This window comes from Mesorhizobium qingshengii (assembly GCF_900103325.1).
Lineage (GTDB): Bacteria > Pseudomonadota > Alphaproteobacteria > Rhizobiales > Rhizobiaceae > Mesorhizobium > Mesorhizobium qingshengii.
The window spans coordinates 62,929-79,183 of sequence record NZ_FMXM01000022.1 but is presented as its reverse complement, the minus strand read 5'-3'; the positions used below and the strand labels follow the sequence as shown (position 1 = coordinate 79,183).

Below are 16,255 nucleotides of genomic sequence, written 5' to 3'. Positions count from 1 at the left end.
GCCCACGCTCAGGGCCGCGCCATCGGCGCTGTTCCGCCCTGACATTCGCAACGAGCCGAATCCATGACCAGCTAGCTTGGCCGCCGGCGCAGGATCCTGTCCACAAACCGTTCGTCCAGCCGCGTTTCACCGAACCAGTTCAGCCGGTTGATGCTGACGAAGCCCGCATCGATCGCCGCGTTTTCGTCACCCGGCTGGCTGGCATGAGCCCGACCACGAGGAACCGTGATGACCGTGCGATCTCCGTCGCTTTCCATCACCTCGGCCGTGCGGCCGATCTTGTCACGGCCGATGCGCGGCTGCCGGATTTCAGCCGGCAGCGAAAGCGGTAGATTGACGCTCAGCCAGTGCCCTTCCGTCGCCCAGTTAGTTCGTGATTGCCACAATGAGGCGATCAGCGCGCGCAGCCACGCGTCGTCGGTATCCGTGAAGCCAGGATTTTTCACGCGCGAAAAACCGACGGCCGGCACGCCCCAGAAGGTCGCTTCCCGGGCAATTCCCAGCGTGCCGGAATAGGCGAGGTCCTCAGCGACATTGCGGCCGTCATTGACACCCGACAGCACCAGGTCCGGCTTCTGCGCGTCGACAAACAGCCATGTCATCGCGCTCACCACACAATCGGCTGGCGTGCCGGAACAGGAAAACCAATTCGCCTTGACGCGCCGCATCGTCAACGGCCTGGCGATCGTCAGCGACGCGCCGGCGGCGGTGCGCTTGCCGTCGGGCGCCACCACCCAGACATCGTCGCTCAAACCGCCGGCGGCGTTGGCCAGCCGGGCAAGGCCCGGCGCTTCGATGCCGTCGTCGTTGCAGATCAGGATTCTCATGTTTTTCTCACCTCCGGCACCGTGATGCGCTGGCCGGTGCGGCATTGCGTGCTCAGCGATGGAATGTGGTTTTGCAGATCACCGAGAAGATCGCTCGCGCAGGAATGACCGAGCGCTGCGGGTCGCCCCGCTTTCTCCCAGATATCGACATTGCCCGACAGCGTCGGATGTGTCGGCATGCGCACCCAGTCCGCCCGACCGGCCTTGTGCAAGAGATCACCCGGGGAACCCAATGGCAGATGCCCGGTGAGCAGCACCGGAAAACCGGTCTGGCCGGCGCGCGGCAGAAGGCGCGATGACGGGCCGGCCTCACCCATGCCGTCATCGGCCAGCAACGGCATCGGCGGCAACGGATCAGCATCCGCCCAGTCGGCTGCGTCCAGCAAGCGGCGCCGCAGCAGCTCGGAAACACCTGGCAACAACGCCCCAGTGGCGCCGACCTGCGCTTCGAGGGATGAACGCATGCCGGCATGGATGGCAAACGGCCCCGGCAAGGCCGCGATCAGCTCCAGCGATCGGCCCGACAACGGCGTCGGCAACAGGCATCCGTTTGAATGTCTCGCCACCCACTGCGAAATTTGCTGCGCGCGCGCCGACCCAGATATGGGATCGGCGCCGTAGGAAGCATCGAGTACAAGCAGATCGCAGCACGGAATCCTGTCCATGACAAACACGTTGCTGTCCGGAACGACATCGGCCGAATAGGCAACACTGCTTTTCCCGTCATCGACGGCAAACCAGACGCCGCCCACGACATGCCCCGATCGTCCAGTCCTGATCGCGAGACTGCCGCTCTTCAGCGTGTCGCCGGGTTCGAAAAGTTCGATGCGATCGCTCGGAAAGGGGAACTTCCTGAGATCCTCGGGATCGGCATAGGCGGCAAGCGTGGCCGGGGCCTCATCGCGGCTCTCCGCGGTCATGAAGATCGGTCCATCATATCCGCGAGACAACAGCCAGCTCAGCGCGCCGACATGATCCTCATGAGCATGCGAGACAAAGAGCGCGTCAATGCCGGCGAGCGAACCATTCAGTGCCGGATAGTATTCCGTCCCTGAGGCGCCGACCTTGATGCCGACGTCGAGCAGGATGCGGTCGCTGCCGCTGCTGACGGCGAGGCTGGTGCGGCCCTTTTCCCCAAAGCCGCCAAGCAAATCGAGCATCATCACGATGCCGCTCCCGCCGCCGGGATGAGCCAGCCCGATCTTATCCGCAGGCGCGCTTGCGCTCCGCTCTCCAGCACGACCGGATCGGGCTGTTCGAAATGCAAGGTGAGGTCGGGCGCGTTGAAAGGCGCGAATTCGATGCGCGCCGCGCCGCCCTGGTAGATCACCCTCTTGACCAGCCCGTCGAAGCCGGCTCCGTCGGGCGACACATCGAGATCCGCTGACCGGCAGCAGATCCTGGCACCGGTCCGAGGCCGCTCGCCTGACCGGCAACGGACGACCAGCTCGGTCCCGAGAACCCTGACCTTGCAGTGACCGGCCTCCTCCGCGCCGAGCACATCGGCCGGGAGCAGAATGCCCTGCGAAATGAAAGAGGCCACCATTTCATTTGCCGGCTCATGATAGAGTTCGCGCGGCGTCGCCAACTGCGCCAGGCGACCGCCATCCATCACCGCGATCCTGTCGGCCAGCGCCATCGCTTCGGCCTGATCGTGGGTGATGTAGACGATGGTCGTGCCCGTGCGCTTGTGAAAGGCGGCGAACTCGTCTTCCATCGAGGCTCTCAGGTGCACGTCCAGATTGGCCAGCGGCTCGTCGAACAGCACCAGCGAAGGCGCCGCGACAAGGCAGCGCGCCAGCGCCACGCGCTGGCGCTGGCCGCCGGACAGATTGGACGGCCTGCGGTCACCCAGCCCTTGCAGATTGACCAGCGCGAGCGCGTCCTCAACCTTCTGGCGGGCGACGGCCCTGTCCAGTTTGGCCACCTTCAGCGAATAGCCGATGTTCTCGGCGACCGTCATGTGCGGCCAGAGTGCATAGTTCTGGAAGACGATGCCGACGCGCCGTCTTTCCGGCGCGACACTGCCGCCCTTGGCCGACACGGTCTCGCTGCCGATGCGGATCTCGCCTGATGTCACCTTCTCAAATCCGGCAACCAGCCGCAGCAGCGTGGTCTTGCCGCAACCGGAGGGTCCAAGCACCGCCAGGAACTCGCCGTCGCCGACGTCGATCGACACGTCCTTCACGGCATCGAAGTTGGCGAAGCTCTTGGTCACATGGTCCAGGCTCAATCGCGCCATGGCAGCACTCCGCTGGGAAGGTAGGGGGCAAGCAGATTGGTCACCAGCATCAGCACGAAGGTGACCGCCACGGTGATGACGGACATCGCCGCCGCGTAGTTGGAATCGCCGCCCTGCTCAAAGGAAAACATCACCACGCCGATCGTTTCCGACCCCGACGACCACAACAGCGCCGAAACGGTGAGCTCGCTGAGCGCCGTCATGAAGATCAGCAGGCCGCCGGCGATCGCCGCCGGTGCGACAAGCGGAAAGATGATGGTGCGCATGCGCATGAACAGTCCCGCGCCCGCCACCTGCGCTGCTTCCTCAAGCGCCCGGTCGATCTGGTGATAACCGCTGATGGTCGGCCGCAGCGCCAGCACCAGGAAGCGGGCGAGGTAGGCATAGAGGATGATCCAGACGGTGTTGTAGAGCTGGATGCCGGTCAGCGGGATTGGCCGCAGGAACAACAGCAGCGAGGCGATCGCCAGCACCACGCCTGGCAAGGCATAGGGCAGTTCGACCGACAGGTTGAGCAGCCTCACCCAGCGCTGCTTGCCCCAGGCGATCAGATAGCCGATCGGAACGGCGACCAGGACCGCGAAGAAGGCGGCCGCGATCGACAGCCAGAAACTGTTGAAGAAGGCGCGGCTGGCCGCGTCATGCTCGAACAGCACGAAGCGATAATTGTCGAGCGTTGCGGTCCTGGCGTTGAGCGCAATGCCGTAACCCGGCACCAGCGACGTCAGCACCAGCCCAAACAGCGGCAGGAACAGCACCAGGACGATCAGCAGCCACATACCGGCCTGGACCGCGGGCCGCCAGCGGCCGAACTCGTAGGGTTCGGCGGGCAGCGATGTCGAGCTGATGCGATAGTCGCGGCGGCGGCTCATGACCTCCTGGGCGAAAATGCCCGCCATGGCGATGATGCCGATCAGCACCGAGAGGAACGCGGTTTCACCGAGCACGGCCGGACCGCCGCCGGCCAGCCGCTGGTAGATCAAGGTCGGCAGAACGAGGTAGTTGGCGGGAATACCAAGGAAAGCGGGAATGCCGAAATTGCCGACGCAGGACACGAAGGCGAGTGCGGCGGCCGCCATGATCGAGGGTGTCATCAGCGGCAACACGATGGTGACCAGCACGGTGAACCAGCCGGCGCCGCCGGCACGCGCCGCCTCGACCAGTTCACGCGGCAGCTTGCGCAGGCCAGCGCGCACCAGCAGGAAGACCAGCGGGCCATACTGCACGCCGAGCAGCAGGATGACGCCTGATGTGGAATAGAGCGGGTTCTTCGTGCCGAGTGGGGGTGCTGCGCCGAACAGATTGAGGAACGGGCTTGCCGGGCCGAACAATTGCAGCCAGGCGAGCGCCGTCACCTGCGGCGCGATCATCAGCGGCATGACGTAGCAGAGCACCAGGGCGCTGCGGCCGCGAATGTCGGTCAGTGTGATGAGGACGGCCACCAGCGTTCCCGACAGCACCGCAAGGACGGTGCCGCCGATGCCGACCACCAGCGTATGCCAGGTCGCGATCCAGGTCGCTGGGCTGGCGAGCCCGGCTTTTATCGCTACAGTCGACAGCGTGCCGCCAGGCGCTACGATCTCCTTGATGAGCCGCAGCATCGGCAGCAAGGAAAGCAGCACGATGACGACGGCTACCGCCGCCGTCAGGGCCATCTCCTGGCCCCGACTCTCCCTGATCGATGTTGACATGATTGCTTTTCCTGAAGATCGATCAGCCAATGCGATCGAGTTTCGCACGAAGCGGCCGGGATGCTAGTGAGACGGCATCCCGCCGCGATTGCCGGCTCAGCCGCCGAACAGTTCCGAGAATTTCGCCTTGTCGGCGTCGGTCTTGGCGACGATCGCCTTGGTGTCGAACGGCATCACCTTGACCTTCACGCCTTCCGGCAGCCATTCGGGGCGGCCAACCGAGGCCCGTGCCGGCAGGTAACCCATGGACAGCGCCAGCTTCTGGCCTTCGTCCGAAAGAATGAAGTCGACGAACTTCTTGGCGCCATCGACATTCTTGGCGGTTTTCATGATGGCGACCGGTTCGGTCACCGCCGGCACGCCTTCGCTAGGGAACACAAATTCGACCGGCGAGCCCTTCTTCTTGGCGTTCATCGCCATGAAGTCGACTAGGATGCCATAGGGCTTCTCGCCTGATGCCACCGACTTCAGCACCGCGCCATTGCCGCGCACGCTGACGGTGTTGTTGGTCTTCAGCTTCTGGAAGAAATCCCAGCCATAGTTGGTATCGCCGACGAAGCCCGAGAGCAGGTAGGCGGCCGCCCCCGAATAGAGCGGGCTCGGCATGACCAGGCCATCGGCATAGGCCGGCTTGGCGAGATCGGCCCAATGCTCGGGCTTTTGCGCCGCCGCGGTGTTGTAGACGATGCCGGTGGTGATCAGCTTGCTACCGAAATAGGTCTTGTCGGCGTCATAGGCATCCGCCTCGATGCCGTCGAGCTTGGCCTCGGGATAAGGCAGCAGCCGGTCGTCCTTCTTCAGCAACTCCATCGAGACCGCGTCGGCGATCAAAAGCACGTCGGGCTGCGGGCTGCCGGCGGCGAACTCGGCTGCCATCTTGGTGAGGATGTCGCTGGTTCCGGAGCGATAGATGGTCACGTCGATGCCGGGCTGCGCCTTCTTGAAGGCATCCACGGTCTTGGCCGCGTCGGCTTCCGGCTGGGATGTATAGAGCGTCAGTGTTTCGGCGCCGGCCGAGCCGGCAAACAAAGTTGCCGCGACCGCAATCTGGCTGGCCAGCAGCTTGATGAATAGCGTCTTCATGAGACCTCCTGTCTTGTCTGTGCACGACCGGTCCGGCCCCTGGCCAGTTCCCCGTCTCTTCCTCCCTGCACGGCGCATATGACTGGTGGATGACACAGCGCGTGAAACCCACAAAATATGTTCATATGTACATTGTCAATTACAAATGAACAGGACTGTGCGACAATCGACGCGCCGTCGATCCGGCATCAGTTGACATCCGGCCGGCGTTTCTCCGAAGAGGGCAATGCGGCCAGGCCATGGCTCATGAGGGACGAGAACCGATGCCCACGGAAAAACCCAGACCGGCTCGCCTGCCGATGGTGTCATCGGACCTCAACGTCAAGACGGCCTGGCTCTACTATGTCGAAGGGTTCACGCAGGAGCAGATCGCCGAAAAGCTCGATGTCAGCCGGGTGAAGGTCATGCGCACCCTGGCCGCCTGCACCGCCGAAGGCATCGTCGTCACCATGATCAACGCGCCGACCGCCGAGCAGGTGGCGCTCGAACGGGCATTGGAGAAGCGCTGGAACCTCAACGCCGCCGTCGTCATCCCGACGCCTTCGGCGCACGAGCATCTGGAGAAGGCGATCGGCCATGCCGTCGCGGCCTATCTCGGCGAGCAGATGCGGGACGGCATGGCGCTGGCGATCGGCGGTGGCGCGACGCTGCATGCCAGCCTCGGCTTCCTCGCCCGCCGGCAACTGAAGCGCGCCTCGGTGGTGGCGCTGGTCGGCAGCCTGCCGCATTCGCAATGGATCAATCCGTCGATCGTCGCCGCCAAGGTCGCCGATGTCTTCGATGTCGACAGCTATCAGATCACCGCGCCGGTGACGGTCGACAATTCCTCGCTTCGCGATCTCCTCTGGGCACAGCCGACCTTGCAGGAGCTGCGCCAGCGAGCGGCCGCGGCCGACATCGCGCTGCTGACGGTTGGCGACATGTCGCCCGACGCCACCATCTTCCGGCACGGCATCGTGCCGTCATCGCTGATCCCCTCGCTGAAGGCGAAGGGCGCGGTCGCCAACATCCTGTGCTATTTCGTCGACGCCGCCGGCAGGCTGGTCGATCACGAGGTCAACGGACGCGTCATGGCCATCGATCTCGACTTGGTCGGCCAGGTGCCGAATGTGGTGCTGGCCGCGGGCGGCAAGCGCAAGGTCGCGGCGATTCTCGCCGCACTGAAAGCCGTCAGCACCAATGTACTGATCACCGATAGCGATACAGCCGCGGCGCTGCTGGCCAAGGCTGGCTGAGACTCGGCGGCGTGATCAGATCAGGCCGCGCTCGCGCAAGAAATCCTCGACGCCGACATGGGTCATGGATTCGAATTCGGCGATCGCCTCGGCCACCCGCCTGCGCTGGGCCGCCAGCAGCGCGAACACCTGCTTCATCTCGCCGGAAACGCCAAAACGGCTCCATCGCTCGGCGATATGCGCCGGCAGGCCGATATCGGCGCAGAACGCATCCAGGCTGTCATAGCCGAGGCTGACGACAAGCTGCCTGGTTTCCTCCGCCGACATGCGCGGCTCGAAGGCATGATCATGCAGGCGCTGCGCCACCAGCTTGATATCGGACGGCGACGCGCCCATGACCTTGCTGAACAATGTTCTGACATCGGGCGGGTCGAATGCTGGCATGTTGGCCTCCCTGGATCGCAATCCACCTGGAAGATGGGTCAAGGGTTCGCGCCTGACAAGTCGTTTCTGTTGTAAGCCGGCGCATCATTTGGCGCCGGCTCGCGACAGGAGGCCCTACACCAGCATGCCCATCGGGTTCTCGATCAGCCGCTTGAAGGCGACCAGCAGTTCGGCACCGAGCGCACCGTCGACGGCGCGATGGTCGGTCGACAGCGTCACCGACATGACGGTGGCTATTCTGATCTCGCCGTTCTTGACCACTGCCCGCTCCTCGCCCGCACCAACGGCCAAGATGGTCGCGTGCGGCGGGTTGATGACGGCGGCAAAGTCCCTGATGCCGAACATGCCGAGGTTCGACACCGCCGTGGTGCCGCCCTGATACTCTTCCGGCTTGAGCTTGCGGCTGCGGGCGCGGCTCGCCAGATCCTTCATCTCGTTGGAGATGGTGGACAGCGTCTTTTCATCCGCCTTGCGGATGATCGGCGTGATCAGGCCGCCGGGGATCGACACGGCAACGCCGACATCGGCATGCTTGTGCTTGACCATGGCGCTTTCGGTCCATGAGGCGTTGGCATCCGGCACCGCCTTCAGCGCCAGCGCCATCGCCTTGATGACCATGTCGTTGACCGACAGCTTGTAGGCGGGGACATCGCCCTTTTCGGTCTTCTTCACCGGCGCCGCCGCATTGATCTGCGTGCGCAGCGCCAAGAGCGCATCGAGCTCGCAGTCGAGCGTCAGGTAGAAATGCGGGATGGTGGTCTTGGCCTCGACCAGGCGGCGCGCGATGGTCTTGCGCATATTGTCATGCGGAACGAGCTCGTAGGAGCCTTGCTCGAACAGTTTCAGCACCTGATCGTCCGACATCGCCCTTACCGGCGCGGCAGGCGCGGCGGCCGGAGCGCCAGTGGGCGCGGCCTTCACACCAGGCTTGGCGCCGCCGGCTATCGCCGCGTCGACATCGGCCTTTACCACCCGGCCATGCGGGCCGGTGCCGGTCACGGCGGACACATCGACGCCGGCGTCCTTGGCGATACGACGCGCGAGCGGCGAGGCGAAGGTGCGCTCGCCACCCGCACGGCCGTTGGCAACCGGAGCTGCCTCTGACTTGGATGCGGCGGCCACAGGTTCAGTCTTTGGTGTCTCAGTCTTCAGTGCTTCAGCCTTGGGCGGTTCAGCCTTGGGAGCCTCGGCTTTCGCTGGCGCAGTTCCGCCACCGCTTTTCGCGGCGGCGCCGGCATCCTCGCCCTCGGCGGCGAGCACGGCGATCAGCGCATTGACCTTGACGCCTTCGGTACCGGCGGGAACGACGAGCTTTGCAACCGTGCCCTCATCGACAGCCTCGACCTCCATGGTCGCCTTGTCGGTCTCGATCTCGGCGATGACATCGCCCGGCGAAACCTTGTCACCTTCCTTGACTAGCCACTTTGACAGATTGCCCTCTTCCATCGTGGGCGACAGGGCCGGCATGGTGATATTGATTGGCATTTTGTCCTCCCGCCCGGTTCAGCGATACGTGACGGCTTTGACCGCCTCGACGACTTCACCGACGTTCGGCAACGCCAGCTTCTCGAGGTTGGCCGCATAAGGCATCGGCACGTCCTTGCCGGCAATGGTGATGACCGGAGCATCGAGAAAATCGAAGGCGCGCTGCGAGACCTGGTTGGCGATATGATCGCCGACCGAACTCTGCGGGAAGCCTTCTTCCACCACGACCAGCCGGTTGGTCTTCTTGACCGAGGCGATGATGGTGTCGAGGTCGAGTGGGCGGATGGTCCTGAGATCGATGATCTCGGCATCGATGCCCAGGCCGCGCAATTCCGCCTCCGCCTTGACCGCGTAAGTCATGCCGATGCCGAAGGAGACGATGGTGACGTCCTTGCCGGTCTTGTGAATGCGCGCCTTGCCGATGGGCAGCACGAAATCATCAAGCTTCGGCACGTCGAAGGACTGGCCATAGAGGATTTCGTTCTCGAGGAAGATGATCGGGTTCGGATCGCGGATCGCTGCCTTGAGCAAGCCCTTGGCGTCCGCCGCGGTGTAAGGCATCACAACCTTGAGGCCCGGAATGTGGCTGTACCAGGCGGCATAGCACTGCGAATGCTGGGCGGCGACGCGGGCGGCGGCGCCGTTCGGTCCACGGAACACGATCGGCGCGCCCATCTGGCCACCGGACATATAGAGCGTCTTGGCGGCCGAGTTGATGATCTGATCGATCGCCTGCATGGCGAAATTGAAGGTCATGAACTCGACGATCGGCTTCAGGCCGGCCATCGCCGCACCGACGCCGACACCGGCAAAGCCATGCTCGGTGATCGGCGTGTCGACAACGCGCCGCGGCCCGAATTCCTGCAGCAGGCCTTGCGTGATCTTGTAGGCGCCCTGGTATTCGGCGACCTCCTCGCCCATGACGAAGACATCGCCGTCGCGGCGCATTTCCTCGGCCATCGCGTCGCGCAGAGCTTCGCGCACCGTCGTCGAGACCATTTCGGTGCCGACCGGAATGTCCGGATCGGCGGCGATTTCCGTCTTCGGCGCGGCAGCGACAGGTGCCGCGGCCGGCTTTGTGGCTTCCGCCTTGTCCTCGGCGGCCGGAGCCTCTGCCTTCGCCGGAGCTTCCGCCTTGGCGGGAGCCGAGGGCTTGCCGACGTCGGCAGCGCTTTCGCCGTCCTGCAGCAAGACGGCAATCGGCGTGTTGACCTTGACGCCTTCGGTGCCGGCGGCGATCAGGATCTTGCCCAGCGTGCCTTCGTCAACGGCTTCGACTTCCATCGTCGCCTTGTCGGTTTCGATCTCGGCGATGACGTCGCCAGCGACGACCTTGTCGCCCTCATTCTTCAACCACTTGGAAAGATTGCCCTCTTCCATGGTCGGCGAAAGGGCGGGCATGAGAATTTCGATCGGCATGTCCTTGCCCTCCCGTTAAAGTACGATATCGGTCCAGAGCTCGGACGGATCCGGCTCCGCGTCGTTCTGGGCAAATTCGGCGGCGTCCGCGACGACGTCACGAACCTCCTTGTCAATGGCTTTCAATTCGTCCTCGGTGGCCCACTTCTTCTCGATCAGCCGCGCCTTGACCTGCTCGATCGGGTCATGCTCGGAGCGCATCTTCTGCACTTCCTCCTTGGAGCGGTATTTCGCCGGGTCGGACATCGAGTGGCCGCGATAGCGATAGGTCTGCATTTCGAGGATCAGCGGCCCGTTGCCGGCGCGGCACCATTCGGCGGCGAGATCACCGGCGGCCTTCACCGCGCGCACGTCCATGCCGTCGACCTGGATGCCGGGAATCTTGAACGAGGCACCGCGATGCGAGAAGTCGGTCTCCGCCGACGAGCGCGAGACCGAGGTACCCATGGCATAACGGTTGTTCTCGATGATGTAGATGACCGGCAGCTTCCACAGCGAGGCCATGTTGAAGCTTTCATAGACCTGGCCCTGATTGGCCGCACCGTCACCGAAATAGGTCAGCGAGACATTGTTGTTGTCGCGATAGCGATTGGCAAAGGCGAGCCCGGTACCGAGCGACACCTGAGCGCCGACGATGCCATGGCCGCCGTAAAAATGCTTTTCCTTGGAGAACATGTGCATGGAGCCGCCTTTGCCCCTGGACAGACCACCGCGGCGGCCGGTCAGTTCGGCCATCACGCCGCGCGGTGAAAGCTCCATGGCCAGCATGTGGCCGTGGTCGCGATAGGCGGTAATCATCTGGTCGCCCTCGATCAGCGCCATCTTCATGCCGGTGACGACCGCTTCCTGGCCGATATAGAGGTGGCAGAAGCCGCCGATGAAACCCATGCCGTAAAGCTGGCCGGCCTTTTCCTCGAAGCGACGGATGAGCAGCATGTGCCGGTAGGCGGCAAGCTCTTCATCCCTGGTGAATTCAGCGGGCTTGGGGGCTGAAAGCCCCGATTTACCGTCGGATCTGGATTTGGCAGGCGCTTTTTTGGCTGCGGTGGCCATGCATCACTCCCTGGTGGCGTCTCTTTGCGGACATTAGAGCAGGATGAAATCTGCTCTGGGGAGATCAGCTCTCCCCACCGATTTATGCAAGGCTAACACGCGTCAGAGCGTTGCGCCATGACGAATTTGCATAGCTGGCATGCGCCTAAGCGATTAAAATCATTGAAAATATTGGTGATTAACTGAAATTCAGTTACTTCGACGAAGTCGGCAACATGATGGTGATTTCATCAGCCTGGGACAGATTGAGTGCCCTGCGCGCCTGCTCGTCGAGCATGTCCTTCTCCAGCGTGCCATCATGCATGAGCCGAACACGCCGTTCAAGTTCCATCCGGCGCGCCTTGATCGCATCGAGCTGACCTTGCAGCGCGACCGTCTGGGCTTCCAGCTGATATTTCGAGTTGATGCCGAATTCGCCGTGATAGGCGTGAAAGCCGAAATAGGCCAGGAACGCCACGCAGAGCGAGGGGATGATCAGCCGGCCGGTGTTTCTCTGCTTGTGCTGACGCGTCCACATCGCTCGAATCCTCGCGGCCGCAAACTCAGGCGGCTCACGGTCTTTTTCGCCCGATTGTGCTTAACGGACGGTTACGGATGACCGGCCTGGTGGCGCCGAAATAAAAAAGGGGCGGGAATGTTCCCGCCCCTTCATGCGATATCCGAGAATCCGAATGTTTTCGGATCAACCCTTCAGCATCGACTTGCCGGCATAGAGTGCCTGCTTGCCGAGTTCTTCCTCGATGCGGATCAGCTGGTTGTACTTGGCCATGCGGTCCGAGCGCGACAGCGAGCCGGTCTTGATCTGTCCGCAATTGGTGGCAACGGCGAGATCGGCAATGGTCGAATCCTCGGTTTCGCCCGAGCGGTGCGACATGACGGCGGTGTAGCCGGCCTTGTGCGCGGTCTCGACGGCGTCGAGCGTTTCCGTCAGCGAACCGATCTGGTTGACCTTGACCAGGATCGAATTGGCAACGCCCATGCGGATGCCGTCGCGCAGCCGCGCCGTGTTGGTGACGAACAGATCGTCGCCGACCAACTGGGTCTTCTTGCCGATCAGGTCAGTCAGGTACTTCCAACCTTCCCAGTCGTCCTCGGCCAAGCCGTCCTCGATCGTGATGATCGGGTAGTCGGCGACAAGCTTGGCCAGGTATTTGGCCTGGGCCTTCGGGTCACGCGTCTTCTTCTCGCCCTCGTAGACGTAGTTGCCGTCCTTGAAGAACTCGGTCGCCGCGCAATCGAGGCCGAGCGCGACCTGTTCGCCCGGTTTGAAGCCGGCCTGCTCGATCGATTCCATGATGAAGTCGAGCGCGACCGGCGCGCTCTTCAGATTCGGGGCAAAGCCGCCCTCGTCGCCGACATTGGTGTTGTGGCCGGCGTCCTTCAGCTTCTTCTTCAGCGTGTGGAAGATTTCCGATCCCCAGCGAACGCCTTCGCGAAGCGTCGGCGCGCCGATCGGAAGGATCATGAATTCCTGGAAATCAATCGGGTTGTCGGCATGCGCGCCGCCATTGATGATGTTCATCATCGGCACCGGCAGGACATGCGCCTTGGTGCCGCCGACATAGCGGTAGAGCGGCAGGCCGGCGGCATCGGCGGCTGCCTTGGCCACCGCCAGCGAGACGCCGAGGATGGCGTTGGCGCCAAGCCTGCTCTTGTTGGGCGTGCCGTCGAGCTCGATCATGGTCTGGTCGATGTGGATCTGGTTTTCGGCTTCCATGCCGCCGATCGCCTCGAACAGTTCGCCATTGACCGCCTCGACGGCCTTGAGCACGCCCTTGCCGAGATAGCGGGCGCCGCCGTCGCGCAGTTCGACAGCCTCGTGGGCACCGGTCGAGGCGCCCGACGGCACCGCAGCGCGGCCCATCGAGCCGTCTTCGAGAATGACATCGACCTCGACGGTCGGATTTCCACGGCTGTCCAGGATTTCACGCCCGACAATGTCGATGATGGCGGTCATTGCGATGTCCCCGATTGATCGATTGAAAGCGTCGCGCACGTCTTAGCCAAAGTGCCGCAAAAGGCAATCGGCCTGCCTGCAATTATTGCCGTGGCGTCAGACCCGGCGATTCACGAAGCGCAAATCGCTGTCATCATAAGTCATGCCATCGCGCTCGGATTTCGGGTATGGCTGTTGTCGCGCGGGGCGAAACATGAGGAGTTTCGCCATGTCTGAGTTGAGCGGTATCGTGAGTCTGTTCCTGATCGCGGCTGCGTTTCTGACGTCGTGCGACAATCAGCAGTCGCCACCCAAAGCCTTGGCGCCGCTGCCAGCCTTGCACATCAGCGAATAGGCCGCGACCTGAATCAAAAAAGGGCCCCGTCACGGCGGGGCCCTTTTTTGATTGCAGCCGTCAATGCCAGTAGGGCGTAACCTTGTAGTAATCGTAAGATGCGTCACGCGCCGTCTCGCCATCCGCGCCGGCCAGCTCGTTAATCGAATAGGCAGGCGCCGCTTTCAGCTGCTCCTTGGAGAACGGCACGATGTAGCCGCCCTTGTCCTCATCATAGTCGAGACTCGCCCAAGGAATGGCGTGATACTTCTCGCCGATGCCGAGAAAGCCGCCAAAGCCAATCACCGCGAACATGATGCCGTTCGACGTCTTGTCGAGCATGATATCCTCGATGCTGCCGATGCTTGTGCCTTCGGTATTGTAGACGGACGTGCCGATGACGCGCGAAGCAGCAATGGCTTCGGTATGGCCTGTCTGCGTTGTCATGGTGTGCTCCTCTTTGTCGTTGATCTAGACTTTGACAATGAGGGGCGGCAGCGAAAGTTCCCGACTTTTTCGGCTACGGGGCTGCTACTCCGCGAGGATGAAGGTAACCTTCATATTGACGCGATAGGCCGCGATCTTGCCGTCCTCGACGACGATCTTCTGGTCCTGGATCCAGGCGCCTTCGACGTTCTTGAGGGTCTTCGATGCGCGCGCAATTCCCTTTTCAATGGCGTCCTGAAAGCTCTTCTTCGACGACGATGTGATTTCGGTGACGCGGGCAACGGACATGGCTTCCTCCTGCCGAAACGCTCATTTGCCGGGCAAGCGTACAGCCGGCTTGTGCCTTCCACAAGCGCCGGCAGGATGCGCCTGGCTCAGCGAGCCTTCGCCACCCGGTCGAAAGCCATCAGCCTTTCCAGGAGTGCCGGCATATCCTTCAGCGGAACCATGTTCGGGCCATCGGAAGAGGTAGAATTGTCCGGATCCTGGTGCGTCTCGATGAACACGCCGGCAACGCCGACAGCGACAGCCGCGCGGGCCAGCGTCTCGACAAAGCGACGTTCGCCACCCGAGGAACCACCCTGCCCGCCCGGTTGCTGAACCGAATGCGTGGCATCGAAGATCACCGGCGCGCCGATCTCGGCCATGATCGGCAAGGCACGCATGTCGGACACCAGCGTGTTGTAGCCGAAAGACGCGCCGCGCTCGGTGGTCAGCACATTGGCGTTGCCCGAGCCGGTGATCTTGGCGACCACGTTCTTCATGTCCCAGGGAGCAAGGAACTGCCCCTTCTTCACGTTGATGACCTTGCCGGTTTTCGCGGCGGCGACCAGCATGTCGGTCTGGCGCGACAGGAAAGCCGGAATCTGCAGGACGTCGACATGCGGCGCGACGATCGCGCACTGTTCCTCGGTGTGGACATCGGTCAGCACCGGGAGCGAAAATTCCTTGCGCAGCTCGTCGAAGACGGGAAGCGCGGCGTCCATGCCGGCGCCGCGCGTCGCCGACAGCGAGGTGCGGTTGGCCTTGTCGTAGCTGGTCTTGTAGACGAGGCCGATCCCGAGCTTGCCTGTCAGTTCCTTCAGCGCGCCAGCCATGTCGAAGGCATGCTGGCGCGATTCAAACTGGCAGGGGCCAGCGATCAGCGCCAGGGCCGCGTTGTTGTCGAAGACGACATTGCCGACGGTTACCGACGAATTGGGCGCCAGGGGCTTGCTCATTTGATCTCCCGGAAGATGAAAGCCGCGCCCTGTCCGGATGCCGGCTGCACGACGATATCATTGCCCGATATATCGTGTTTGATGGAATTGGCTGCAAGCAGCCGCGAGGTGACATCGGCGTGCCGGACCGAAAAGACCACCGCGGCGAAGCGAAGCTCAGTTGGCGCGCCGGCCGACACGCCAAAGCGTGAGGTGAAAGACGCAGGGTCAAGCACGTTCAAGATTGCATTCGGCAAATGAAACGTGCCGCTCTGCCCACTGGCGGTTGGATCGTCCGCCGCTACCGAAATCAACCGGCGCTGCTCGGCAGGCTGGCCGCTGACCGCCACCACTTCGACAATGCCAGTGGCACCGTTGGCGTGGGCCTGCAACGCCGCGCGGTCCACTTTCGGAGCATTGACCCGCTCGCAGGCAAAGACAAAAGCATCCGTAGCCTTGCTGCCAGACGCAAAGGCGAGCTTGAACGATGCGATGTCGCTCTTGCCCGCTGTGTCGGTGAAGGCGCGCGAAAAGCTAAGCATGTCTCCCGCCGAGATACCGGCTTCGACATAGCGTTTATGGTCGGCATCGGCATTGCTGGTGGCAAGAACCATGGCGGAAAAGCCCTCGTCGCCGCAGCTGTCGCGATAGACGCGGTCGCGCGCGACGAACACATTGCCGTCGGCAATGGCCTTCGTCGCTGCCTGTTCATTGCCGACCGAGATCGGCTCGAGATAGGTGCCATCGGCGAGGAAAACACAGCAATTTTCCGTTCCGAAGGGATGGATGCCGGTCGGCGCAACGACGAAGCCAAGCGCGGTGAGCCGGGCCCGCGCCACGTCGAGGCTGCGCACAGGCAGCACCAGATGATCGAGCGGATGAATGCCGGCAGCTGTTGTTCGGGTCATGCAGGCGCGATG

17 protein-coding genes are annotated in these 16,255 nt (G+C 62.9%); 2 read left to right on the top strand and 15 right to left on the bottom strand.

The window, feature by feature from the left end:
* Window positions 1-71 precede the first annotated feature (71 nt).
* The 5 genes from BLS48_RS27525 to BLS48_RS27505 form a co-directional block, all read right to left on the bottom strand.
* The gene (locus BLS48_RS27525; RefSeq protein ID WP_091584727.1) at window positions 72-827 is read right to left on the bottom strand and encodes a 5'/3'-nucleotidase SurE; all 756 of its coding nucleotides are present in this window, start codon (window positions 825-827) and stop codon (window positions 72-74) included.
* Window positions 824-1,990 (bottom strand): MBL fold metallo-hydrolase, encoded by a 1,167-nt coding sequence (locus BLS48_RS27520; protein ID WP_091584725.1) that lies wholly within the window; start codon window positions 1,988-1,990, stop codon window positions 824-826. The genes BLS48_RS27525 and BLS48_RS27520 overlap by 4 nt, the downstream gene beginning before the upstream one ends.
* Window positions 1,990-3,069: an ABC transporter ATP-binding protein gene (locus tag BLS48_RS27515; protein ID WP_091584723.1), complete on the bottom strand. Its 1,080-nt coding sequence runs from the start codon at window positions 3,067-3,069 to the stop codon at window positions 1,990-1,992. The genes BLS48_RS27520 and BLS48_RS27515 overlap by 1 nt, the downstream gene beginning before the upstream one ends.
* Window positions 3,057-4,760 carry an ABC transporter permease gene (locus BLS48_RS27510; RefSeq protein ID WP_091584721.1) on the bottom strand — a complete coding sequence of 568 codons (1,704 nt, stop codon included), beginning with the start codon at window positions 4,758-4,760 and terminating at the stop codon, window positions 3,057-3,059. Before BLS48_RS27510 ends, BLS48_RS27515 begins: the two co-directional genes overlap by 13 nt.
* A 96-nt stretch (window positions 4,761-4,856) precedes the next feature.
* Window positions 4,857-5,843, bottom strand: a complete 987-nt coding sequence (locus BLS48_RS27505; protein ID WP_091584719.1) for an ABC transporter substrate-binding protein — start codon at window positions 5,841-5,843, stop codon at window positions 4,857-4,859.
* A gap of 263 nt (window positions 5,844-6,106) precedes the next feature.
* Between BLS48_RS27505 and BLS48_RS27500 the strand changes: the two genes are divergently transcribed.
* Window positions 6,107-7,078, top strand: coding sequence for a sugar-binding transcriptional regulator (locus BLS48_RS27500; protein ID WP_091584717.1), 972 nt, complete (start codon window positions 6,107-6,109; stop codon window positions 7,076-7,078).
* Between the two features lie 15 nt (window positions 7,079-7,093).
* Here the strand turns inward: BLS48_RS27500 and BLS48_RS27495 are convergent, their stop codons facing one another.
* From BLS48_RS27495 to eno, 6 genes are all read right to left on the bottom strand, one after another.
* Window positions 7,094-7,462, bottom strand: a complete 369-nt coding sequence (locus tag BLS48_RS27495; RefSeq protein ID WP_091584715.1) for a hypothetical protein — start codon at window positions 7,460-7,462, stop codon at window positions 7,094-7,096.
* A 114-nt stretch (window positions 7,463-7,576) separates the two neighbouring features.
* Window positions 7,577-8,947: a pyruvate dehydrogenase complex dihydrolipoamide acetyltransferase gene (locus BLS48_RS27490; protein ID WP_091584713.1), complete on the bottom strand. Its 1,371-nt coding sequence runs from the start codon at window positions 8,945-8,947 to the stop codon at window positions 7,577-7,579.
* 18 nt (window positions 8,948-8,965) lie between these two features.
* On the bottom strand, window positions 8,966-10,366 hold the full coding sequence (locus tag BLS48_RS27485) for a pyruvate dehydrogenase complex E1 component subunit beta (protein WP_091584711.1): 1,401 nt from the start codon (window positions 10,364-10,366) through the stop codon (window positions 8,966-8,968).
* A gap of 15 nt (window positions 10,367-10,381) precedes the next feature.
* The gene (gene pdhA, locus BLS48_RS27480; RefSeq protein ID WP_091584709.1) at window positions 10,382-11,419 is read right to left on the bottom strand and encodes a pyruvate dehydrogenase (acetyl-transferring) E1 component subunit alpha; all 1,038 of its coding nucleotides are present in this window, start codon (window positions 11,417-11,419) and stop codon (window positions 10,382-10,384) included.
* Window positions 11,420-11,612: 193 nt separating this feature from the next.
* On the bottom strand, window positions 11,613-11,936 hold the full coding sequence (locus BLS48_RS27475) for an FtsB family cell division protein (RefSeq protein WP_091584707.1): 324 nt from the start codon (window positions 11,934-11,936) through the stop codon (window positions 11,613-11,615).
* A gap of 165 nt (window positions 11,937-12,101) precedes the next feature.
* Window positions 12,102-13,376, bottom strand: a complete 1,275-nt coding sequence (gene eno, locus BLS48_RS27470; RefSeq protein ID WP_091584705.1) for a phosphopyruvate hydratase — start codon at window positions 13,374-13,376, stop codon at window positions 12,102-12,104.
* A 208-nt stretch (window positions 13,377-13,584) separates the two neighbouring features.
* Here eno and BLS48_RS36625 point away from each other — a divergent pair, with 208 nt between their 5' ends.
* Window positions 13,585-13,710: a hypothetical protein gene (locus tag BLS48_RS36625; RefSeq protein WP_091584815.1), complete on the top strand. Its 126-nt coding sequence runs from the start codon at window positions 13,585-13,587 to the stop codon at window positions 13,708-13,710.
* A gap of 60 nt (window positions 13,711-13,770) precedes the next feature.
* Here BLS48_RS36625 and BLS48_RS27460 read toward each other — a convergent pair whose 3' ends face one another.
* The 4 genes from BLS48_RS27460 to BLS48_RS27445 all read right to left on the bottom strand — a co-directional run bounded on the left by BLS48_RS27460 (window position 13,771) and on the right by BLS48_RS27445 (window position 16,243).
* Window positions 13,771-14,136: a PRC-barrel domain-containing protein gene (locus BLS48_RS27460; protein ID WP_091584703.1), complete on the bottom strand. Its 366-nt coding sequence runs from the start codon at window positions 14,134-14,136 to the stop codon at window positions 13,771-13,773.
* 84 nt (window positions 14,137-14,220) lie between these two features.
* Window positions 14,221-14,424 (bottom strand): dodecin family protein, encoded by a 204-nt coding sequence (locus BLS48_RS27455; protein WP_027045027.1) that lies wholly within the window; start codon window positions 14,422-14,424, stop codon window positions 14,221-14,223.
* Window positions 14,425-14,510: 86 nt separating this feature from the next.
* Window positions 14,511-15,356 (bottom strand): 3-deoxy-8-phosphooctulonate synthase, encoded by an 846-nt coding sequence (gene kdsA / locus BLS48_RS27450; protein ID WP_091584701.1) that lies wholly within the window; start codon window positions 15,354-15,356, stop codon window positions 14,511-14,513.
* A complete protein-coding gene (locus tag BLS48_RS27445; protein ID WP_091584699.1) occupies window positions 15,353-16,243 on the bottom strand; it encodes a VOC family protein in 891 nt (296 codons plus the stop codon). The genes kdsA and BLS48_RS27445 overlap by 4 nt, the downstream gene beginning before the upstream one ends.
* Between the last annotated feature and the right edge of the window lie 12 nt (window positions 16,244-16,255).